At 68.8% G+C, this 20,738-nt stretch carries 22 protein-coding genes; 9 read left to right on the top strand and 13 right to left on the bottom strand.

Going from position 1 to position 20,738, the window contains the following annotated elements; translation table 11 throughout:
• Positions 1 to 36: 36 nt before the first annotated feature.
• On the bottom strand, positions 37 to 660 hold the full coding sequence (locus tag LI336_RS13125) for a reverse transcriptase-like protein (protein WP_227133586.1): 624 nt from the start codon (positions 658 to 660) through the stop codon (positions 37 to 39).
• A 140-nt stretch (positions 661 to 800) separates the two neighbouring features.
• Between LI336_RS13125 and LI336_RS13120 the strand changes: the two genes are divergently transcribed.
• Positions 801 to 1,730, top strand: a complete 930-nt coding sequence (locus LI336_RS13120) for a DMT family transporter (protein ID WP_227133585.1) — start codon at positions 801 to 803, stop codon at positions 1,728 to 1,730.
• A gap of 152 nt (positions 1,731 to 1,882) precedes the next feature.
• Here the strand turns inward: LI336_RS13120 and LI336_RS13115 are convergent, their stop codons facing one another.
• The 4 genes from LI336_RS13115 to LI336_RS13100 form a co-directional block, all read right to left on the bottom strand.
• Positions 1,883 to 2,116 carry a DUF8028 family protein gene (locus LI336_RS13115; protein ID WP_227133584.1) on the bottom strand — a complete coding sequence of 78 codons (234 nt, stop codon included), beginning with the start codon at positions 2,114 to 2,116 and terminating at the stop codon, positions 1,883 to 1,885.
• Between the two features lie 294 nt (positions 2,117 to 2,410).
• The gene (locus LI336_RS13110; protein ID WP_227133583.1) at positions 2,411 to 3,988 is read right to left on the bottom strand and encodes a hypothetical protein; all 1,578 of its coding nucleotides are present in this window, start codon (positions 3,986 to 3,988) and stop codon (positions 2,411 to 2,413) included.
• 174 nt (positions 3,989 to 4,162) lie between these two features.
• The gene (locus tag LI336_RS13105; RefSeq protein ID WP_227133582.1) at positions 4,163 to 6,385 is read right to left on the bottom strand and encodes a CDC48 family AAA ATPase; all 2,223 of its coding nucleotides are present in this window, start codon (positions 6,383 to 6,385) and stop codon (positions 4,163 to 4,165) included.
• A 174-nt stretch (positions 6,386 to 6,559) separates the two neighbouring features.
• Positions 6,560 to 6,862, bottom strand: coding sequence for a hypothetical protein (locus LI336_RS13100; RefSeq protein WP_227133581.1), 303 nt, complete (start codon positions 6,860 to 6,862; stop codon positions 6,560 to 6,562).
• A gap of 105 nt (positions 6,863 to 6,967) precedes the next feature.
• Between LI336_RS13100 and LI336_RS13095 the strand changes: the two genes are divergently transcribed.
• From LI336_RS13095 to LI336_RS13085, 3 genes are all read left to right on the top strand, one after another.
• Entirely contained in the window at positions 6,968 to 8,167 is a 1,200-nt protein-coding gene (locus LI336_RS13095; protein ID WP_227133580.1) for an outer membrane protein assembly factor BamB family protein, read from the top strand.
• Between the two features lie 99 nt (positions 8,168 to 8,266).
• The gene (gene larC, locus LI336_RS13090) at positions 8,267 to 9,580 is read left to right on the top strand and encodes a nickel pincer cofactor biosynthesis protein LarC (protein ID WP_227133579.1); all 1,314 of its coding nucleotides are present in this window, start codon (positions 8,267 to 8,269) and stop codon (positions 9,578 to 9,580) included.
• A gap of 144 nt (positions 9,581 to 9,724) precedes the next feature.
• Positions 9,725 to 9,946, top strand: coding sequence for a hypothetical protein (locus LI336_RS13085; protein ID WP_227133578.1), 222 nt, complete (start codon positions 9,725 to 9,727; stop codon positions 9,944 to 9,946).
• Between the two features lie 192 nt (positions 9,947 to 10,138).
• Here LI336_RS13085 and LI336_RS13080 read toward each other — a convergent pair whose 3' ends face one another.
• Positions 10,139 to 10,939 carry a hypothetical protein gene (locus LI336_RS13080; RefSeq protein ID WP_227133577.1) on the bottom strand — a complete coding sequence of 267 codons (801 nt, stop codon included), beginning with the start codon at positions 10,937 to 10,939 and terminating at the stop codon, positions 10,139 to 10,141.
• Positions 10,940 to 11,008: 69 nt separating this feature from the next.
• Positions 11,009 to 11,530, bottom strand: a complete 522-nt coding sequence (locus LI336_RS13075; RefSeq protein ID WP_227133576.1) for a DUF7994 family protein — start codon at positions 11,528 to 11,530, stop codon at positions 11,009 to 11,011.
• A 169-nt stretch (positions 11,531 to 11,699) separates the two neighbouring features.
• Between LI336_RS13075 and LI336_RS13070 the strand changes: the two genes are divergently transcribed.
• The 3 genes from LI336_RS13070 to radB all read left to right on the top strand — a co-directional run bounded on the left by LI336_RS13070 (position 11,700) and on the right by radB (position 13,682).
• A complete protein-coding gene (locus LI336_RS13070; protein ID WP_227133575.1) occupies positions 11,700 to 12,506 on the top strand; it encodes a hypothetical protein in 807 nt (268 codons plus the stop codon).
• Between the two features lie 93 nt (positions 12,507 to 12,599).
• The gene (locus LI336_RS13065; protein ID WP_227133574.1) at positions 12,600 to 12,884 is read left to right on the top strand and encodes a DUF3892 domain-containing protein; all 285 of its coding nucleotides are present in this window, start codon (positions 12,600 to 12,602) and stop codon (positions 12,882 to 12,884) included.
• A gap of 90 nt (positions 12,885 to 12,974) precedes the next feature.
• Positions 12,975 to 13,682: a DNA repair and recombination protein RadB gene (gene radB, locus LI336_RS13060; RefSeq protein ID WP_227133573.1), complete on the top strand. Its 708-nt coding sequence runs from the start codon at positions 12,975 to 12,977 to the stop codon at positions 13,680 to 13,682.
• Between the two features lie 27 nt (positions 13,683 to 13,709).
• Here the strand turns inward: radB and LI336_RS13055 are convergent, their stop codons facing one another.
• On the bottom strand, positions 13,710 to 14,885 hold the full coding sequence (locus LI336_RS13055) for a cation:proton antiporter (protein WP_227133572.1): 1,176 nt from the start codon (positions 14,883 to 14,885) through the stop codon (positions 13,710 to 13,712).
• Positions 14,886 to 14,887: 2 nt separating this feature from the next.
• Entirely contained in the window at positions 14,888 to 15,370 is a 483-nt protein-coding gene (locus LI336_RS13050) for a cation:proton antiporter regulatory subunit (protein ID WP_227133571.1), read from the bottom strand.
• Between the two features lie 138 nt (positions 15,371 to 15,508).
• Between LI336_RS13050 and pyrF the strand changes: the two genes are divergently transcribed.
• Positions 15,509 to 16,330 carry an orotidine-5'-phosphate decarboxylase gene (pyrF, locus tag LI336_RS13045; protein ID WP_227133570.1) on the top strand — a complete coding sequence of 274 codons (822 nt, stop codon included), beginning with the start codon at positions 15,509 to 15,511 and terminating at the stop codon, positions 16,328 to 16,330.
• Positions 16,331 to 16,415: 85 nt separating this feature from the next.
• Entirely contained in the window at positions 16,416 to 16,589 is a 174-nt protein-coding gene (locus LI336_RS13040; protein ID WP_227133569.1) for a hypothetical protein, read from the top strand.
• Between the two features lie 57 nt (positions 16,590 to 16,646).
• Here LI336_RS13040 and LI336_RS13035 read toward each other — a convergent pair whose 3' ends face one another.
• From LI336_RS13035 to LI336_RS13020, 4 genes are all read right to left on the bottom strand, one after another.
• The gene (locus tag LI336_RS13035) at positions 16,647 to 17,531 is read right to left on the bottom strand and encodes an ATP-dependent ribose-1-phosphate kinase (RefSeq protein WP_368408378.1); all 885 of its coding nucleotides are present in this window, start codon (positions 17,529 to 17,531) and stop codon (positions 16,647 to 16,649) included.
• On the bottom strand, positions 17,524 to 18,387 hold the full coding sequence (locus tag LI336_RS13030; RefSeq protein ID WP_227133567.1) for a DUF63 family protein: 864 nt from the start codon (positions 18,385 to 18,387) through the stop codon (positions 17,524 to 17,526). Before LI336_RS13030 ends, LI336_RS13035 begins: the two co-directional genes overlap by 8 nt.
• A 104-nt stretch (positions 18,388 to 18,491) precedes the next feature.
• Entirely contained in the window at positions 18,492 to 19,472 is a 981-nt protein-coding gene (locus tag LI336_RS13025; protein WP_227133566.1) for a ribose 1,5-bisphosphate isomerase, read from the bottom strand.
• Between the two features lie 100 nt (positions 19,473 to 19,572).
• A complete protein-coding gene (locus LI336_RS13020) occupies positions 19,573 to 20,568 on the bottom strand; it encodes a phosphate signaling complex PhoU family protein (protein ID WP_227133565.1) in 996 nt (331 codons plus the stop codon).
• Positions 20,569 to 20,738: the final 170 nt, after the last annotated feature.

Raw genomic sequence — 20,738 nt, 5'->3', positions numbered from 1 at the left:
CCCGTGGCGCGAAGCTTGGCCGGACTGCCAGCCCACCTAGTCGGAGGCGTGGCGGTCGGCGCGGCTCGGCGGCGGGTACTGCGGGCTGGACCCTGGAGACTCGGGGAGCACGCACCGGTCGGGTTCCTCGTTGACGTGCGCGTACTCCCGCGGTGCGTTCGCGAGGTAGTGCGCGGGGTTGTCCTCGGAGTGGATGCGTGCTGCACGCACCTCGTCGAACCCGGAGACGCGAGCGCGGATACCGCGCCAGTGGTGCTCGCTCGCCGTCGGCACCTCGATGGCGCGCGTCGGCTGCCAGTCCGGGTGGCGGCCGGCGAGGACGGCGCTGTTCACGTTCGCAGCGAGCTCGTCGTGGTCGACGAGGACGCCGACGGTCGCTGTCGCCGGGGCGCGCTCGGCGACGACGTCCAGGCCGAGGTGGAGCGCGCGGTATTCGGCGACGTTGTTGTTCGGGGCGTCGTCGCTGGCGGCGATGCGAGCGACGCGCTCGCCGTCTCGAGTCTCGATGACGGCGCCGATACCCCCGTCGTCGTTCGCGCGGAACGACCCGTCCGTCGCCACGTAGAAATCTCGATGGTGGGTCCGGGGCGGGTGCGCGATGTGGGGGGTCGGCGACTCATCGAACAGGTCCCGCAGTGCGGGACGGCCGTGAGCGGCCATAGCTGACAGGATGCGATTCTCAGACTTAAATCCATCCCCCGTGAGAGACCGTATCACAGTAGAGCGCTCGGGAGTTTCGATAGCGGCAGAAGCCCCTTCGAATCGAAGCATTGACGAAACGGCCAGTCGTCGCGTTCGACGTGAGCCGTTATCGAGACGTCGTCCTGTTCGTCGTGCTCGCCGCCGTCTGGGGGAGCGCGTTCCTCGCCATCAAGGAGGGCGTCGAGGTCGTCCCACCGGTCCTGTTCGCGGCACTCCGATACGACGTCGCGGGCGTCATCATGCTCGCGTACGCCGCCTGGCGCGTCGACCACTGGATTCCCAGTGGCCGCGGCGAGTGGGCGCTGATCGCGGCCGGCGCGACCCTCATGATCGCCGCGTACCACGTCTTCCTGTTCGTCGGCGAGACCGACCCCGCCGTCACGTCCGCGGTCGCCGCCGTCCTCGTCGCGCTCTCGCCAGTCCTCACGACCGGTTTCTCGCGACTCCTCGTCCCCGAGAACCTCGTGACGCCGGGGACCGTCGCCGGAACGCTCCTCGCGCTCGTCGGCGTCGCCGTCCTCGTCCGCCCCGACCCCGCGAACCTGCTCGCCGGCGGCGCGGTCGCGAAGACCCTCGTCTTCCTCGCGGCCGCATCGTTCGCGCTCGGGAGCGTCCTGACGAAGGTCCCCGACGCCGAACTCCCCATCGAGACGATGCAGGCGTGGTCGATGGCGGGCGGCGCACTCATCATGCACGTCATCTCCCTCGGCCTCGGCGAGACGCAGACGTTCGGCGTCGAATGGACGACGACCGCACTCTGGTCGCTCGCGTACCTGTCACTCGCCGCGTCCGCGCTCGGCTTCCTGCTGTACTTCTACCTCCTCGAGCGCCTCGGCCCCATCGAGATCAACATGGTGAGTTACGTCGCTCCGATATTCGCGGCGCTCTCCGGGTGGGCGATCCGCGGCGAGGTCCCCACGGTCTACACCGTCGTCGGCTTCCTCGTCATCTTCGCGGGTTTCGCGCTCGTGAAACGCGACGCGCTCCGCGAGGAGGTCGCGTCGCTCCAGCGGTTGCTCTCGTCCTGAGAACGAAAGACGGCGACACCGGGAACAGGGGTGGAGTCGATTCGAACGTCGCCGAGTGGAGGATGGGAGTCGATTCGAACGTCGCCGAGTGGAGGATGGGAGTCGATTCGAACGTCGCCGAGTGGAGGGCGGCAGTCGATTCGAGCGTCGGGTCAGTGGTCGCCGTGACCGTGACCGACGACGAGCGCGAGGACGTTCAGTGCGAACAGCGCGAGGAACGCGGTCGTCTCGGGGGCGCCATCGAGCCCGGTCAGGAGCAGGGGAATGTGGAGGAAGGGGAGGGCGACTGCGCTCCAGAACCCGAGGAAGCGTACTGGCTTGACGACCGATTCAGTGACGTGCCGCGAGTGGGGGAGGACGCGGGAGTCGGAGAGCGGGGATGCCATCGTATCTCCATCATTGACCGACAGGAGCATATAATGCCGAGATTATTCGACCGGTTTCAGCTCTTTTCACCACCCTCCAGTCAACACTTTAACTTTTCATGAACGGTTTAGAGGCGCCTAGACGTTTTACAATCGCCTAAGAGTTGGTCACAGTATCCCGGCTCGTTGCGGATGGTAGTCGGTAACTACCAGGGTAGTACGCATCTCCACCGCGTCACGACGCGGTTCGAGTGCACCGCGACACGCGACCACGCGCCACCATGACACCACCACCGGCGAGGCGTTCACCGCGAGTTACCACGCAGTCAGCTGACTCCTCGCGCGCGAAGCCCCAGGGGAGTCCACCGTCACCGGTTCAGCGGAGTGCACAGCCGCTGGTTCGGCGCGTTCGCGGGTAGTCGCGTTCGTCGACCCGTCGGCCGTCGCGTTCGTCGATTCCGCGTCCGTCGACGCGACGAGTCGGACCGTGCGCTCGACGCGGACCTCCTCGTAGTGGACGACGACCGTGACGTTCCCGGTGGCGTTCGGCGTCGCCACCTGCCAGCTCGCGTTCGTCGTCTCGCCCGCCGGGACGGTCGTCCGGACGCGCGTCGTCGCGGTCCCGACCGAGATCACCGCGTCCTCGCTCGCGCGCTCGTTCCCGACGTTCGAGAGCGTCGCGTTCACGCGCATGGTCCCGTCCGCGGGCGCCGTCTCCGGGACCGTCACCGCGTCGGCGACGACCTCCGGGCCGACGACGACGAACGACGCGTTCGCGGGCACGAACCGCTCGCGCGGCGTCGGCGCCTTCGACGCCGACACCGTCGCGTTCCCCGGCACGTAGAACGGGAACGAGACGCGGCCGTCCGGCCCCGTCGGGTACGCGCTCCCGTAGAGTTCGACGGTCGCACCGACGCGCTCGCCGGTGTCGGTCCGCCGGACGACGAACCGCGCTCGCTCGCCCTCTGGCACCGGGTCCGGTGACACCGACACCGAGAGCTCGACGGGAATCCGTCGCACGTCGACGCGCGTCCGGTCGTCGACGAACCGGACCGCCGGCGTCCGGTTCGCGCCCGCCACGACGACCACCTCGTCCGCGGCGTCGAAGCGCACGGTCGCCACGCCGTCCGCGCCCGTCGACAGCGTGCGTCCGCCGAGCGACAGCGTCGCGTTCACCGCCTCGCCCGTGTCGCGACGACGCACCGACACCGCGACCGGTTCGTCGACGCGCGGCTCGCTCCGGTTCGCGGTCACGACCAACCCCACCGCTCGCCGCTCCACCGTCACCGTGTCAGCGGCCTCGACGAACCGGTACTCGGCGGTCGGCTGCTTCGACGCCCGCACCTCGAACTCGCCCGCGACACCGAAACTCACGTTCGCGACGCCGTCCGACCCAGTCCGGACGCGCTCCCCGTCAGCGGCGACGACCGCGTCGACGACGCTCCCGTTCTCGCGAGTCACCCGAACCGGCACCGGCTCGCCAGTCACCACGGTCTCGGGGACCGACACCGACAGCGAACTCTCGAACCGCCGCACCCGGAGGGCCGTCGTCGCCGACCGATTCCCGTCCGGACGCACGCCAGTCACCTCGTACGACCCCGGGTCGTCGACCGACACCACGACCGTCCCATCACCGCTCGTCGCATAGGACGCACCCGCAACCCGCACCGTCGCATCGCTCACCGGCTTCCCGTCGACCGACACCGTCACCGCGACCAGTTCCCCGGAGTCCACCGTCGACCGGTTCACCGACACCGACACCTGCCCGTCCTCGCTCTGATCGCGGAACGGGAACACCGGCCCGCTCTCCCCACCCGAGAGCGTCGCCGGCGACATCACCCCGACGACCCACAGGCCGACGACCGCGACGACGATGCCGACGAGCAAGAGCACCTGCGGGTCACGAGTCGGTCGATACGGGCCGTTTGCGGTACGACGCGTCGAGGTAACCGAAGACACTGGCGCGTCCTAAGCGGAGCGCGCGTAAAATCGTTTCCGCAGACGGTCGACCCGGATTGCGCCCGTTCCCGAGCGAACGACGACCGCGGGAGGACGACGAGAATCCAGCTACTGGAACCCGATGCGGCCGCCGCGGCGGTCGCGGGTCTCCGCAGCGCCGCCACGGAAGTCGTCCTCGATCTGGTCGTAGTACTCGAGGAGGTCGTCGTTGATCGTCGGCCGAACGGAATCCATCGCAGTCCGGAAGTGCTTCATCTCGACGGACTCCGCTTCCTCGTCCGCGCGCAACGCCTCGATGGCGGCTTCACGCGCAATCGATTCGAGGTCGCTCCCGACGTACCCGTCCGTCATCTCCGCGAGCTCGCGGAGACTCACGTCCGGACTCAGCGGCGTGTCCTCCGTGTGGATCTGGAGGATCTGCTCGCGGCCTTCGAGCTCGGGCTGGCCGACCATCACGAGACGGTCGAACCGACCGCTCCGGATGAGCGCCGGGTCGATCATGTCCGGGCGGTTCGTCGCCCCGATGACCATCACTTCACCCATCTCCTCGAGCCCGTCGAGTTCCGTGAGGAGCTGGTTGACGACGCGCTCTGAGACGTTCGACCCGACCTCGCCGCCGCGAGCCGGTGCGAGCGAGTCGAGCTCGTCGAAGAAGATGACGGTCGGGGAGACCTGGCGTGCCTTCCGGAACGTCTGCCGGATCGCCTTCTCGGACTCGCCGACCCACTTCGAGAGCAGTTGCGGGCCACGCACCGAGATGAAGTTCGCGTTCGTCTCGTTCGCGACCGCTTTCGCCATCAGCGTCTTCCCGGTGCCGGGCGGCCCGTAGAGCAAGACACCCGCTGGCGGGTCGATGCCCATCCGCTCGAACTTCTCGGGGTTGTTCAGCGGCCACTGGATGGCTTCCTCGATGTTCTGCTTCGCGTCGTCGAGGCCACCGACGTCGTCCCACGAGATCTTCGGGAGTTCGACGAGCACCTCCCGCATCGCACTCGGCTCCACCTCGTTGAGCGCCCCGCGGAAGTCGTCGCGCTTCACGATCATGCGGTCGATGAGGCTCGGCGGGATGTCCTCCTCGTCCAGGTCGATCTCGGGGAGGTACCGGCGGAGTGCCTTCATCGCCGCCTCCTTCGTGAGGCTCTCGATGTCCGCGCCGACGAACCCGTGCGTCTCGCTCGCGAGACTCGGGAGGTTCACGTCGTCACTCAGGGGCATCCCGCGCGTGTGGATCTGGAGGATCTCCTCGCGCCCGGTCTCGTCGGGCACGCCGATCTCGATCTCGCGGTCGAACCGACCGGGGCGGCGGAGCGCCGGGTCGACGGAGTCGACGCGGTTCGTCGCCGCGATGACGATGACCTGCCCGCGGGATTCGAGGCCGTCCATCATCGTCAACAGCTGGGCGACGACGCGACGCTCGACCTCGCCGGTGACGTCCTCGCGCTTGGGCGCGATGGAGTCCAGTTCGTCGATGAAGATGATGGAGGGCGACTCCTCGGTCGCGTCCTCGAAGATCTCGCGTAACTGCTGTTCGGACTCGCCGTAGTACTTCGAGATGATCTCCGGGCCCGCGATGGAGAAGAAGCTCGCGGACGTCTCGTTCGCGACCGCCTTCGCCAGCAGCGTCTTCCCGGTGCCCGGCGGGCCGTGCAGGAGCACGCCCTGCGGTGGCTCGATGCCGAGCTTCTTGAAGATCTGCGGGTGCTTCATCGGGAGTTCGACCATCTCCCGGACGCGCTGGATTTCGCCCTGGAGGCCACCGATGTCCTCGTACGTGATGCCGCCCCCGGTCTTCTCGAACCCGCTTATCGGTTCCTCGCGTAACTCGACGTCGGTGTCCTCGGTGATGAGGACGACGCCCTCGGGTTGGGTCTCGACCGCGATGAGCGGGATCGCTTGCCCGGGCGAGCGCATGAAGGGATGGTTCGTCGAGGACATCACGGGGACGATGTCGCGCTCGACGACCGGGCGCTTCAGGATCTGGCGTTTGACCATGCCCGCCGCGTCGCTCCCGAACTGCACCGAGGCCTCCTCGGGCGGGGCGAGCGTGAGCTTGTCGGCTTTCGTCGCTTCGGCCTTCCGGATGGTCACGCGCTCGCCGATACCGACGTCGGCGTTCTGCCGCGTGAACCCGTCGATGCGGACGGTGTCGGTGTTCCAGTCCTGCCGGTCCGCGCGCCAGACCTTCGCAGCGGTCGTGTCCGCACCTTCTATCTCGATGATGTCGCCGGGGCTCAGCTTCAGGTGCAGGAGCGTATCCGGGTCAAGTCGCGCGATACCGCGCCCCGAGTCGTTCGGGTACGCCTTCGCCACCTCCAGTTGGACTTCGTTCATGATTTGGGGACTGCCTGGATGGTCGAACGTGGGTCTCCGGTCCCGATATGTCTTTTGCTCAGACTGGGTTTCGGCGGTCCGTCGCCGTCTCGTCGGGACGTCACCCACCCACCTATGCCACTCACTAGCAAGGTCGTTCGGGGACCGCATAACGCTGTCGGCGTCGGTGGCCGCTTACGGCGCTTCGGGCGCCCGTGGTTCGTCGAACCACTCCACGTCGACGACGTGGCCGTCCGCGTCGAAGTGCACCGTCGCCACCTCGTGACCGACCGGCGTCGGCCGGATGTCGTAGCGCTCCATCGCCTGCTCGTGGAGGTCCTCGACGTCCCGCCAGTCGGGCTGCCAGCCCTTCGCTTCGCCGAGCTTCACGCCGAACACCTCGCGCCCCCGCTTCTGGACGACGCCGAGCGGCCGCGAGTGCGCCGGCTCGCCGTCCCCGCGCCACGCCGCCCATCGTTCTCGCAGACCCTCGAACACGCTCTGGTTCTTCGAGCGGCCGGCACTTAGTTGCTCGCGACATCGCAACCGTCATCGTGCTAACATCGAAGCACTGACATTCTTTCGTGGCGAGCGTGACGCAATATGAATCGACGTCGGTACCTGGCGGCGCTCGCGACGACAGGGGTCGCTGGTTGCCTCCGGCTCGAAGACTCCCCACCGACCGACGGAACGGAGCGACCGAGCGGCGAAGGGACGAGGCGCGTCACGGCGTCGACCGAGCGGACGGCGACGGACACGGCCACCGAGACGACGACGCGCGAACCTGTCGAGCCACCAGACGCGGTCGCGGTCGAGTCGATCGAGAACGCGTGGACGAACACGGACCTGGACGGTGGCGACACCTCGCCGCGGGTCGCCGTGTCGGGCGAGACGCTGTACGCGTTCGACGGTGCCGTGAGTGCGATCGACCCAGCGACGGGTGGGACGACGAACGGCGTCTCCCTAGACGCGGACGCATGGGCAACGACGGCGACCGAGGACGCGCTCTACGTCGGAACGAGAGCTGACCAGCCCCAGGTCCACCGCGTCACGCCCGACGGCAACTCCATCGAATGGTCGGTAGACGTCCCAGGTGGGGTGACGATGGTCGAGGACATCCTCGTTCGTAGCGGCGAGGTGTTCGTCGGGTCCTCCGAGGTGACGACGACGAACGCCGCCGCCCTGCACGCCTTCGACGACCGGAACGGCGAGCTCCGGTTCGCGTACTCGTGGGATCCGACGACGACGATCAGTAACTTCGCGTTCCACGAGGACGTGCTCTACGTGGGTATCGCGAACGCAAACGCGGCGTACGACGCGGACGATCGGCGCGTGTTCGACCCGCGCGAGCGCTGGGGGTTCCGGATGGATGAACCGGTCGCGGTCCACGACGACGTCCTGTACGCGGCCGGCCGGAATCTCACCGCGATGGACCTGTCCACGAAGTCGTTCATGTTCCGGCATCCGTTCGGGAACCGCCAGCTGCTCGAACCGGCCGTCGCGAGCGGCCGGGTCGTCGCCGGCGGCCAGGACGGCGTGCACTGTCTGGACGCGTACTCGGGCGAGCGCTACTGGGAAACCGACGAACTCGGGCGCGTGACCGCCGGCCCCGTGCTCTGGAACGACGCCGCGTTCGTCGTCACGGGCGGCGGGCGACTCGTCGCACTCCAGTTGCTTGACGGCACGATCACGGGTGAGGTGGACGTGCCGGAGGGCGCCTCCGTGGAGCTCGTTCGCGCGGGCGAGCAGCTCGTGGTCGTCACGATGCAATCGGTGTCGAGCTGGACCGTGAACTGGGCGTAGCGACGACCACGGAACGACGACTCGCACGCGACGCTGATCGGCTGTCGTCCTTGCCCGGGGACCGTGGTGCTTTTCGCGCTCCCACGACCACCTTGCAGTATGCGAACGCTCGCGTTCGACGGCCGTACGGGCGCCAGCGGCGACATGCTCCTCGGAGCGCTCGTCGCCGCCGGCGCCGACCCGTGCGTCCTCGACGACCTCGCCGCGCAACTCCCCGTCACGTACGACGTCCACGACGTCGACAGGAACGGCATCACCGCCACGAAGGTCGACGTCGTCCACGACGACGCTACGGCCAGCACGACCGAGGACGGCGACGACGGCGACGACAGCGCAGACAACCACAGCCACGACCACGACCACGACCACAGCCACGACCACGGCCACAGCCACGACCACGGTGATTCGAGCGAGGGGCACGGTGCGAGTCGGTCGTACGCGGAGGTCGTCGAGTTCGTCGAGGGGCTGGAGCTGTCGTCGGGCGTTCGCGAGGACGCGCTCGCCGTCTTCGAGTTGCTCGGGGAGGCGGAGGCGAGCGTGCACGGCGTCGAGCTGGTGGAGACGCACTTCCACGAGGTCGGGACCGACGACGCCATCGCGGACGTCCTCGGGGCGTGCGCGCTCGTGCACGACCTCGGGGTCGAGCGGGTGGTGACGACGCCCGTATCGGTCGGCGGTGGGAGCGTCGAGATGGCGCACGGGACGTACCCGGTGCCGGCGCCGGCGGTGATGGAGCTCGCCGAGCGCGCGGACTGGCAGGTGCACGGTGGGCCTATCGACGCCGAGCTCTTGACGCCGACGGGCGCAGCGATCCTCGCGCACTACGCCGAGGGCGTGGAGTCGCTGCCGTCGATGACGGTGGACGCGTCCGGCTACGGCGCGGGCTCGAAGTCGTTCGACGCGCGTCCGAACGTGCTGCGGGCGTCGGTCGGTGACGCGACGAGCGGTCTCCGTCGGGAGGACGTCGCGGTGCTGGAGACGAACCTGGACGACGCGACGCCGGAGGTCCTCGGTGGGCTCCAGGACGCGCTCGCGGACGCTGGGGCGTACGACACGACGATCCTCCCGACGACGATGAAGAAGTCGCGGCCCGGGCACCTGGTGAAGGTGATCTGCGCACCGGCGGACGCGGACGCGGTCGCGCGGCGGCTCGCCGAGGAGACGGGGACGCTCGGCGTGCGTGCGACGAGCACGAGTCACCGCTGGGTCGCCCAGCGAGCGTTCGAGACCGTCACCGTCGACGTCGACGGCGACGCCTACGAGATGACGGTGAAGGTCGCGAGCGACGAGGCCGGCGAGCGCTACGACGCGAGCGCCGAGTACGACGACGCGGCGCGGGTCGCACGCGAGACCGGGCTCCCGGTTCGCGAGGTCGTTCGCCGCGCCGAGAGCGCGTACTACGATGGCGTGTGACGCAGGAACGAGGACTGACTCGCCGGTCTAGCGTCGACGACCACCCACTCGAAAGTACTCCTAATACACCTCTAGGAAGCTGGATGCACATATACCCATCCGAACATAGCCTTATACTCGATGCCACAGATGTAAACGATAGCTATGGCCGACCCCACCGAAGCCCACGACTTCACGTTCGGCTGCTACCGCGGCGTCGACGTCACGCTCGACGACCCCACCGACGCGACGGTCGACGCGGACGAACGCACGCCGGTCACCGACGGCGGCCCCGCCGGCGCGACCACGTGCCCGTCCTGCGAGAGCGACCTCGCGAACGTGCAGGGCGTCCCCGCCTGCACGCACTGCACCTGGAACGCGCGCTGACCGCCCCGCAGCCCGACCGCACCCCCGCCCGACCTCGCCGTCGGCCGGGGCGCCGACCACCACGCCACCACGCCACTTCTCGCCGTCGACGCCCGCGTCCCCGCGGCGTCGACCGCCTCGACGTCCCACGTCATCGAGGGTTCCGTTCGTCCCACGCGACCGCGCTCGGCTAGCCGTCGTCGGTCTCCCGGGCTACCCGTCGTCGGTCTCCTCGGCGCGACCATCCGTGTCGGCCGCCGTCGCGTCGTCGTCGTTCGCTCGGTGTTCGGCGAGTGCGGTCTCGACGTCGAGTTCGCCGCGGGCGACGCGGCGCGCGAGGGCCGTGTCGACCGCGCGGTTGTCCGGGGAGAGCTCGCGCGACCGGTCCTTGACGCGCTGGATCTCGCCTGCCGTCGGCTCGAACTCGCGGGACTCGACGACCTCGCCCTCGCTGCGCGCGATGTTCACGGCCGCGAGGACGTCGCCCATGCCGCGAGCGCCCGTGCCGAGGTACGGCGTCGTCCCCGTCTCGTCGACGAGTTCCACGCGGACGTCCTGGAGCCCACCGATGATCTTCGCGCCCTCGCGGCGCGCACCGTCGCCGACGCGCACCACCGCGTCCGCCTCGCCAGCGACCTCGTCGCGGACGACCGCGGCGGCGTCGCTCGCCGGCACCTGGAACGCCGCCACCACGACGTCGCCCGCGAGCACCGCGATACCGGGCTTCCGGCCGGGGTCGACGCCCACCACGGTCCGTCCCTCGCCACCGCGGAGGTACGCGAGCGCCGCCTCGACCGCTCGGCGCGGCGCGTCCGGCTCCGCCTCCACGACGTGCACGCCTTCGACGCCCTCGTCCGCGAGCGCCTCGCTCTCGCCGCGGCCAGTGACGACGACCGCCGTCTCGTCCGGCAGGTCGTCGCCAGGTTCGACCGTGGTGAACGCCACCCCGCGGTCCCGGAGCTCCCCCACGACGTCGTGGTACACCTCGAAGTCCGCCGTCGCGACCACTATCACAGCGTTGACCCTGGTGACCGATCGGAATAAGTACTGCTGGTCGTCGCGCCGCCGAAGGCGACGCGCGTGTCACTCGACGGAGTGGAGGTCGTGGAGTCGACCACCGCGTGCGAAGTCGACGCCGATGAGGATGGCGATGATGGAACTGGTCACGCCGAGGAAGAGGCTCGCGGAGAGGGACGCGGACTGGAGTCCCTCGGAAACGCTGAACACACCGAGGGCGACCCCGAGCAGCGTCGCACCAGCGCCGACGAAGTGGTACCACTGCACGTTCCACGACCCGAGTGACGAGCGGTCTCGAAGCCCGCCGATGACGAGCAGGTCGCCGGCGACGAACAGCGCCAGCACCGCCGCGGCGACGTGTAGCTCGTCGAACCCGAACCGGACGCCGAAAGCGCCCGCAAGTATGACACAAATCCCGCCGAGCAGGGCAAAGTACATCTTCTTCATACGATAGGATTGGACGTTTAGAAGTAATAAAACCTGTGCATAACCGATAGAGGTCGCTTTCAGAGCATATGGCGAACGAGGAAAGTGTAACTTATAGCTGTGTTTCTCCGGAGAGAACATTTCGTAGTATGGCAGGTTCATGGTACGAATTGTCGATAACCGCGATTTCTAAACCGAATCACCACTACGAATTTGTTTTGGTTAGCTGTTCTTTCCGTTGGGTTTGGGAAGCGTCGACACCGACGGTGCAAACTCCGATATACCAAATTAGATATGTTTATTTGTTTCTGGTGTTTCTGCCCATGTGTAGATGTCTGACGAGAACGAAACAAGCGGAATCAATCGGCGACAGCTCATGAAGACCGCAGGTGCAGGCGCAGTCGCAGGAAGTAGCGCCATCAGCGTCGTCTCCGCGAGCGAAGACGAGGCCGCGCCCGCCGACGTGCTCGACGATCCGAAGGTCGAGTCGATCCGTCGAGCAGTTGATGGCTTCCGCAGTGACGGCGTCGCCGAGTTCGAGCACATCTCGACGTCGTCGCTCGACGTCGACAAGACCGTCCTCGACACGAACGTCGGCCGCCTCGTTCACGTCGAGACCGCCGACGGGACGACCCACGCCAAACTCGACTTCGTCGACCTGGCTGCGAATCCATCGAAGCGACGAGCGCTCCCGAAGGAGTTCCGCGACGTTCCGCGCGGACCATCGCTCACGCTCTACGGGACCGAGTCCGGGGTGACGATGTCTCGCCGCGTCACCGACGCCGAACACCGGAAGCTCGACCGCGCGCTCCCCGAGGAGGCCGGCGATATCGCGGTCGCAATCTACGACAGCGCAACGGACGGGTTCGTCGTCATGACGGACGCGGGCCGATACCAGGTCGGGTCGAACGGTCGCGCGATCTCCCCGTCGAACGTCGAGCGGGTCGTGACCGCGCAGGGCGAGTGCGACTCGGCGTGTGCGAGCTGTGCGCTCTGGGCCGTCAACCGTGGCCTCTGCTATGGCTCTTGTGCGCTCGTGACGACGGGAGCCGGTGCTGCACTGTGTATCGCCTGCCTGACCGCGAACAGCGTCGGCCTCGTCTTCGCGGACTGCGGAACCTGCGCGGACTGCATCTAGTCCCACAGCCTGCCCCGGCGCTCGTCCGGAAGGCGTCCCGTCCCGGGTCAGTCGACCGGACCCCCTTTTTGTGTGGCCGTCCAAACAGGTGGTATGGCGAGCTACGAGGTCGCGTGCGTGAGCATGGACTACGACGCCGACGTGGACGACTGTCGGTGCATCGAAGAGATCGGGTTCACGACGCGCTCGGGCAGTATCGCGACGCGGACGCCCGCGGAGGTCCACGAGATGATCGCGGAGGACGAGAAGGTCATCGTCGTCTCCTACAGGGGCGAGCGCTTCCAGCTCGCGGCCGTCGAGCGCGACGGCGAGCGGTACGTGCGGACCGCGGACACGGACACGGCCGAGGACACGCTCCTGAAGCAACCGAGCTGCTGAGGCCGGACCGCGTCGCGCGTCGTCGCTGGGGGTCGCGGCGGCCGCGTCACTTCCCGTGCGTTTTTGTGCGGTCCCGTCCCCAGTACCCTCGTGAACGACGGCGTCATCTCGACGGGCTGTGACCCGCTCGACGACCTCCTGGGCGGTGGACTGGAGCGCGGGACGGTCACGCAGGTGTACGGGCCGCCGGCGGCGGGGAAGACGAACGTCGCGCTCTCGGCGAGCGTCAGCGTCGCCGCGGCGGGTGGGCTCGTCGTGTACGTCGACACCGAGGGGCTGTCCCTGGACCGCTTCGAGGCCGTCGCGTCAGCGGCCGCGGACGCGGCGGGCGTCGACCTCAAGGACGTCACGGGCAACGTCGTGGTGAAGGACGCACTCGACTTCGACGAGCAAGCCGAAGCGGTGCAGGACGTCGCGGAGTTCGCCGAGCAGGCGGACCTCGTCGTCGTCGACTCCGTCACGGGCTTCTACCGGCTGGAGCGCGGGAACGACGCCGAGGGCGGGGATTCGCTGCGCGAGGTCGCGAACCAGGTCACGCACCTCCTCGGGCTCGCGCGCCGGCACGACCTCGCGGTGGTCGTGACGAACCAGGTGTTCAGCGACCCGGACAGCGACCGGACGCGCGCGCTCGGCGGGCACACCTTGGAGCACTGGACGGGGACGGTCGTCCGCATCGACCGCTACCGGGGCGGGAACCGGAAGGCGACCCTCGAGAAGCATCGGGCGAAGGCCGCGGGCGAGAGCGTCCAGTTACAGATCACCGATAGCGGTATCGAGGCGGGCGACCAGCGGCCCTGACCGCGACGTGACGGGTTGGACGGTCGCTCAGTTCGTCGCCGCGAGCCGGTCGGTGATGACGTCGCTGTACCGCATGAGCGTCGTGCCGAGGATACTCATCGCGAGCACGTAGCCGACGGCGAACGCGGGGATCTCTTCGCCGAGTGCACCGGTGCCGACGCTCGTGGCGATGGCGGCGAGGACGAGCGAGAACTCGCCGCGGGCGACGAGCGCGACCGCGACGCGGACGGAGCGTCGCTGGTCGAGGCCGTACGTCCGGCCGGCGTAGTACGCGGACGCGAGCTTGGTCGCGGTCGTGAGGACGACGGCGACGACGACGAGTGCGAGCGCGCTCCGGACGGTCCCGAGGTCGGTCTGGAGGCCGATGGAGAGGAAGAACACCGCGGCGAACAGGTCCCTGGGGGGCGACAGGATGCGTTCGATGCGTTCGACGTGCGTCGTCTCGCTGAACGCCATCCCGAGGAAGAACGCGGCGACGGCCTCGCTCACGCCCGCGGCGAGGCCGACGGCGCCGAGGAGGACGAGCGTCCCGAGCACGCCGAGCATGAACTGTTCGTCGGAGTCGTGCGCGTACACGCGTTCGGCGACCGGGCCGCCGAAGCGCGCGACCGCGAACAGGACGACGAGGAACGCGAGCGCGATGCCGACGGACGTGAAGGGGTCGCCGGCGCCCGTGGCGACCGCGGAGACGATCGCGAGGTACACCGCGATGACGAGGTCCTCGAACACGAGCACGCCGAGGACGGGTTCGGCTTCGGGGTCGGCGACCCACCCGAGGTCGACGAGGGTCTTCGTGACGATGGCGCTCGAGGAGATGTAGACGATGCCGGCGACGAACGCCGCTTCGAGCGGCGTGAACCCGAACGCGAGCGCGATGGCGAGGCCGACGCCGGCGTTCGCGACGAAGTCGACGGTGCCGGCGCGCGTGAACTCGCCGCGTCGTGCGAGCAGGCGGTCGACGCTGAACTCCAGGCCGATGAAGAACAGCAGGAGGACGATGCCGAGTTCCGCGAACAGCGTGATGAACTCGTAGCGCTCCAGGAGGTTGAACGACACGCCCTGGACGACGGGGGCGTTCGGGCCGACGAGGATGCCGACGACGATGTACGCGGGGATGACGGACTGCCCGAACCGGTGGGCGAGCAGGCCGACGACGGCGAGCACCGCGATGGCGATGCCTGCCTGGAGGAGGAGGTCAGCCACGGTTACGCGGCGGTCACGAACGACTCCAGTTCCGCGTGTTCGTCGCGCGTGCCGAGCGCGACGAGGACGTCACCGGCTTCGAGCGTCGTGTCGGCGTCCGGGTTCGCGATGGTGTCCGGGCCGCGCTGGACGGCGATGACGCTCGCACCGGTGGCGTCCCGGAGGTTCGAGTCCGCGAGCGTCCCGCCGGCGACCGGCGACCCTTCCGGGACCGTCACCCACTCGATGATGGCGTCGCCGAGCGGGACGCTCGCACTGGAGAACTCGACGGGCTGGAAGTACGCGCCGCCGAGGATGGCGCCGAGCTTTCGCGCCTGCTCGCCGGTGAGGTCCGCGAACCGCTCGCTGTCGCCATCGGGGTCGGGTCGCACGAACAGCTCGCGGCGGCCGTCGTGATGCAGGAGAACCACGAGGCGCGACCCACCGCCGAGTTCCAGTTCGAACTTCCGGCCGACTCCGGGCACGTCCGTCTCGTAGACAGTCACGTCAACAACGGGGACCGCCTCGGTATTGAAGATTCCCACGATGACGCGTCCACCGACGGCGTCGTGAGCCGGCCGGACTCGCCGCCCGTGACGCGGGGAATGGAAAGACCGATTTGTGCCGGGCGAGCGCGTGCTCGTATGACCGCCAGTTTCTTCGACCGCGTCGCCGACCGCATCGAGTCGACGGATAGCGTCGTCTCCGTCGGCCTCGACCCGGACCCCGAGCGCATCCCCGAGTTCCTCGCCGACCACGCCCTCCCGCGGTGGGCGTTCAACCGCCGCGTCATCGACGCGACCCACGAGCACGCGGCGTGCTTCAAGCCGAACGCGGCGTTCTACGAGGACGCCGACGGCTGGCGAGCGCTCCAGGAGACCGTCGCGTACGCTCACGGGAAGGACGTCCCGGTGCTCCTGGACGCGAAGCGCGCGGACATCGGGAACACCACGCGCCAGTACGCGCAGGTGCTCGACGACGTCGACGCCATCACCGTCAACCCCTACATGGGCCGTGACAGCCTCCAGCCGTTCCTCGACCGCGCGGACAAGGGCGTGTTCGTGCTCTGTCGCACCTCGAACGCGGGCGGGAAGCACCTTCAGGACCACGAGCTCGCGGACGGCGGCACCGTCTACGAGCACGTCGCGCGCCTCGCGAGCACGTGGAACGAGCACGGGAACGTCGGCCTCGTCGTCGGCGCGACCACGCCCGACGAACTCGAAGCGGTCCGCGACCTCGTCCCCGACCTCCCCTTCCTCGTCCCGGGCGTCGGCGCGCAGGGCGGGGACGCCGAAGCCGCCGTCGAACACGGCCTCGCCGAGCGCGACGGCCGCGACGTCGGCCTCGTGAACTCCTCCCGGGGCATCATCTTCGCCGGCGAGAACACAAGCGGCGAGAAGGCGTACTTCGACGCCGCCGGCGACGCCGCCAAACGCCTCAAGCGCCGGCTCGCGAAGCACCGCTGACCGCGGGCCGCGGACGTCGCGACAGCGGACCCCACGACGTCGGCCGCGCCGAACGTTTTTCTGCCAGGGCGATGACGCATCGGGCATGCAGGACGTGGACGTCCACCTCTGGGTGGGAGACCAGGACGACGTCGTGACGTACACCGTCGCCGTCGAGGACGGCGTGTTCGACACGCAAGAAGCGATCGAGAAGGCCAGCGAGCGCGCGCAGGCCGACGGCTACGAGGACGTGAACCTCAAGGAGATAGAAGCGGCGTAGCGGGTCGCTGCCGTCGAGCGACGGCGCGCCGACAGCGGCGACCGTCGTCCGCGTGCGTTACGTCCGTTCGTCGACGAACGCGTCGAGCGCGTCGCTCGTCGGTGCCTGCCGCGCACCGTCCGTGCTCGCGGTGTACGCGCCGGCGGCGTTCGCGCGCTCCAGCGCGGCGTGGTAGTCGCCGCCGTCGAGACGCGTCGCGACGAACGCCGCGGCGAACGCGTCCCCGGCCCCGGTCGTGTCCACGGGATCGATACCGAACCCCGGGTGCTCGAAGTGGCCCTCGGGCGCGTGCACCTCCGCACCCGCCGCGCCGCGCTTGACCACGAGCACCTGCCCCGCGAACACCTCCTTCGGCGGCGCGTCGAGCACGACCTCTGCCTCCTTGTCGTTCACGAACACCACGTCCGCGTTCCCGAGGACGTCACCGTAGTCGCGGTGCGCGAGCCGACGCCCCGGGTCGACGCTCACCGTCGCCCCGGACTCGCTCGCGACGCGAGCGATGTGCGCCGCCGTGTCCGGACGCTGACTCGTCAGGTGCACGTGCTCGGCGCTCGCGACGAACGCGTCGTCGACGTCCTCGGGCGCGACCGCCTCGTTCGCGCCGTCGTTCGCGAGCATCGACACCTCGCCGCCCTCCTCGACGAGCACGTACTTCACCGTCGTCTCCGCGTCCTCGACGCGCGCCATCCCGGACAGGTCGACGCCCGACTCCTCCAGTTCCCGCGTCGCGAGGAACCCGTACTCGTCGTCGCCGACGCTCCCCACGATACCGGCGGGGACGTCCAGCAGCGTCAGGTCGTACGCGACGTTCGCCGCGGACCCACCGCCCGAGGAGCGCTGATCGTGGATTCGCGACTCGCCGTCCGGTTCCGGAAGCTGGTCGACGCGCAGCGTCACGTCCCAGTTCACGTGCCCGGCGACCAGGACGCGCACGTCAGGCACCTCCGAGCGCGCGAACGATCGCGAACGCGATCTCCTGATCGGTCAACGTGAACTGGAGGAGGTTGTACACGCCCGGCCCGAACCCGACCGCCGCGACGAACGCGAGCACCAGACGAGCCCGCTGGGGTGACTCCTCCAGGTACTCGCGGAACGCCGCGACGATGACGAGCGCGAGCACGACCTTCACGAGCACGAACAGCCAGCCCGCGCCGACGTACTCCGCGGTCGGCAGAGTCGCCGAGAACTCGAGGATGACCCGCGACAGCGGCGTGCGTTCGCCCGCCCCCAGGAGGTCGTACCCGAGCGCGGTCGACACGCCGTCGAGCGAATGCGCGAACACGACGAACGCGCCCGTCCGCCCCGTGTACCGCGCGACGTCCGTATACGTCAGCGAGAGGACGACCCACGCGAGCGCCGTCACGAGCGCCGCGACGATCGTCCCGAACACGGGATAGACGGGGTTGAACGTCTGCGCGTTGATGCCCGTCAGGAACAGGAAGACGACGAGCATCAGGGCGACGCCACCGCCGAACACGCCGACGCCGTAGTAGATATCGAATCCCTTCCGGATGCCGGCGACGAACGTCATGAGGATCCAGACGAACCCCGCGAAGATGGCGGTCGTCACGTACACCGTCACCGGCCCGAACAGTGGCGCGACGATGGCGGGGTACGCCTCGAGGCCGTCGAGCAGGAACAGCACCGACCCGATGGCCATCCACGGCGCGAACGACACCACCGTCCAGTCCGTCGTCGGGGGCTGTATCGCCCACAGGAGTGCCGCTACCCCGAAGAACGCGAGGAGGAGCGGCACCACGTACACCAGCGACGGAATCGTGTAGACGCCACCAACCATGTCATATCCTCGGCACGGGAAGTGGAAAGAAGGTTCCGGTCGGGACCCCCGCGGACGCGACGAGAGCATCCGCCGAATCCGGCGGTTCGCCGGGTCGTCGAGCGCTACTCCCAGGGTTCGCCAACGTCGGTCCCGAACAGTTCGCGCATGAGCGTGACGATGCTCTCCGGCGGGAACTGGCCGCGTTCGGTGACGATCGCGTCGACGTACCGCGGTGGCGTCACGTCGAACGCCGGGTTCTCGACGACGAGGTCGGGATCGTCCGGGTCGCCGCCCGTGATGCGGTCTCGGTCCGCGTCCTCGAGCACCTCGCTCTCGTCGCGGTTCTCGATCTCGACGGTGTGGCCCGTCAACGTTCCGGGGTGGAGTTTGATGGTCTGTGCGGCGACCATGATGGGGACGCCGCGGTCGCGCGCGTTCACCGCGAGCCCCGACGTCCCGATCTTGTTGATGACGCTGCCGTCGGCCGCGATGGAGTCCGCGCCGACGAGCACGTGGTCGACGCGCTCCAGGTACCGGCGCGCGGCGTTGTCGACGACGAGCGTCACGGGCACGCCCCACTCGCGGAGCTGTTCGGCGGTGATGTGCCCTTGCTTGCGCGGTCGCGTCTCCTTCACGACCGCCGAGATGTCCTTGCCCTGGTCGAGCGCGGCCTTCACGCACGACAACGCGTCCGTCGAGTGACAGTGCGTCATCACGACGTCGCCGTCCCGGAGTCGGTTCGCGCCGATGCGACCCAGTCGGTCCTGGGCCGCCGCCAGGTCCGTCTGGAAGCCCGCCGCGCTCTCGACGACGCTCTCGCGGAGCGCGTCGACGCTCCCGCCCTCCATGTCCCAGAGCACGAACCGGAGTGCGTTCGGGAGCGACACCGCCGTCGGTCGCGTCTCGTAGAGCCGTCGCGCCGCCGCCTTCAGCTCCGCCTCGAACGCGTCGGGCGTCGTCGCGGACGACGCCTCCGCCTGCGTCGCGAGCGCACCGGCGGCCGCGTCCGCGATCGTCGCCGCACCCCGGACCTCCATCGACGCGATGTCCTCGGCCGTCTCGTGGACCGCCGGCACGATTCGCTCCGCGGGTTCGTCAGTCATACCCCCACACTCCACGCCACAGCGTCGAAAATCCCTCGGTCCGGCCTCGCCAGCGAAAGGTCTCCGCCCGCCTGATGGGTCCAGCGACGCGCTCGACGGCTCAGGGGCTCGGTGCGGCCTTCTGGAGCGCGGTCTCGGCGATGTTCCCGCCGTAGTCCGCGCTCCGCGAGAGCGAGTCGACGACGAGCCCGAGGCTCTGTGCGACCTGCGGGTCGCGCTCCCGGAGCAACTCGTCGATGCGTCGCGTGTGCTCGTCGATGTCGAGGATGTCCTTTCGCGCCTGGTTCGCGAGCCGCGTCGCCTCGTCCGCGTCGTCCTCGAACAGCGCGTCCATCGCCAGGTCGACGACGTTCGACGCGTCCTCGTGCAGGTCGTCGAACGCGCCCGCGAGCTCGTCGTCCATCCCCTCCAGGTCGAGCGCGAGGTTCCCGATCTTCGCCGCGTGGTCCGCGATCCGTTCGAGTTGCCGCGCGCTCGAGTGGTAGTCGAAGCAGTCCTCGCGGCTCACGCCGAGTTCCTCGGCGGCCCGCGGCGACCGGAGCGTCGACCGGAAGATGCGGGAGACGACGAACCAGAGGCGGTCGACGTCCTCGTCGCGCTCGACGACGTCACGCGCCACGTCCGCGTCGTTCTCGACGAGCGCCGTCACGGCGTCCTCGAGCATCGACTGCGCGATGAGGCGCATCCGCGTCACCGCGTTCGTGATGCTCAATTCCGAGGAGTCGAGCAGGTCCTGGATGACGACGCTGTCGCCGGTCTCCTCGAGGACTTCGACGCCGACGAGGCCCTGCGTGGCCTCCCGGATGGCGCGACGCTGGTCGGTCGTGATGCGGTTCGCCTCGAGCTCGATGATGTCGAACCCGGAGACGTACATCGTCATCACCGCGCGCGTCAACTGCTCGCCCTCGAGGTTCGTGACGTCGAGCGTCCCGCGCGTCCGCTCGGTCTCGCTCTTCGGCGTCAACAGCAGCGAGTCGTCCTCCGGGTAGAACTCGACCGTCGTCCCCGCCGACACGCCGTTCTCGGTCGCCCAGTCCTTCGGGAGCGAGACGGTGAACGTCGACCCACCGGTCACCTGCACCTTGCGCGTCTCCATGCCAGTCGATATCCAAGCACCGACCATAAATCCGACTATTCCTATATATCGACCTGGTCGACTCGATGGCGCTCCCCTCGCGGACGCCAGAATGCCGAGAAGTGCCGGCGACGGCGTCGAGAACCCAACAGCAAACCGGCTCGAAGTGCGTCGATATCGCTCCCATCCGC

Source organism: Halorubellus salinus, assembly GCF_020567525.1.
GTDB lineage: Archaea > Halobacteriota > Halobacteria > Halobacteriales > Natrialbaceae > Halorubellus > Halorubellus salinus.
Note: the sequence above shows the minus strand (reverse complement) of the source record. Positions and strands in the feature narration are given on the sequence as shown.

Coding starts and splice junctions, on each gene's coding strand:
- LI336_RS13070 (WP_227133575.1), top strand. CDS start 11,700: ATGTCTGACGAGAACGAAACAAGCGGAATCAATCGGCGACAGCTCATG.
- larC (WP_227133579.1), top strand. CDS start 8,267: ATGCGAACGCTCGCGTTCGACGGCCGTACGGGCGCCAGCGGCGACATG.
- LI336_RS13040 (WP_227133569.1), top strand. CDS start 16,416: ATGCAGGACGTGGACGTCCACCTCTGGGTGGGAGACCAGGACGACGTC.
- LI336_RS13125 (WP_227133586.1), bottom strand. CDS start 660: ATGGCCGCTCACGGCCGTCCCGCACTGCGGGACCTGTTCGATGAGTCG.
- LI336_RS13065 (WP_227133574.1), top strand. CDS start 12,600: ATGGCGAGCTACGAGGTCGCGTGCGTGAGCATGGACTACGACGCCGAC.
- LI336_RS13085 (WP_227133578.1), top strand. CDS start 9,725: ATGGCCGACCCCACCGAAGCCCACGACTTCACGTTCGGCTGCTACCGC.
- LI336_RS13030 (WP_227133567.1), bottom strand. CDS start 18,387: ATGGTTGGTGGCGTCTACACGATTCCGTCGCTGGTGTACGTGGTGCCG.
- LI336_RS13095 (WP_227133580.1), top strand. CDS start 6,968: ATGAATCGACGTCGGTACCTGGCGGCGCTCGCGACGACAGGGGTCGCT.
- LI336_RS13115 (WP_227133584.1), bottom strand. CDS start 2,116: ATGGCATCCCCGCTCTCCGACTCCCGCGTCCTCCCCCACTCGCGGCAC.
- LI336_RS13075 (WP_227133576.1), bottom strand. CDS start 11,530: ATGAACCTGCCATACTACGAAATGTTCTCTCCGGAGAAACACAGCTAT.
- LI336_RS13105 (WP_227133582.1), bottom strand. CDS start 6,385: ATGAACGAAGTCCAACTGGAGGTGGCGAAGGCGTACCCGAACGACTCG.
- LI336_RS13025 (WP_227133566.1), bottom strand. CDS start 19,472: ATGACTGACGAACCCGCGGAGCGAATCGTGCCGGCGGTCCACGAGACG.
- pyrF (WP_227133570.1), top strand. CDS start 15,509: ATGACCGCCAGTTTCTTCGACCGCGTCGCCGACCGCATCGAGTCGACG.
- LI336_RS13020 (WP_227133565.1), bottom strand. CDS start 20,568: ATGGAGACGCGCAAGGTGCAGGTGACCGGTGGGTCGACGTTCACCGTC.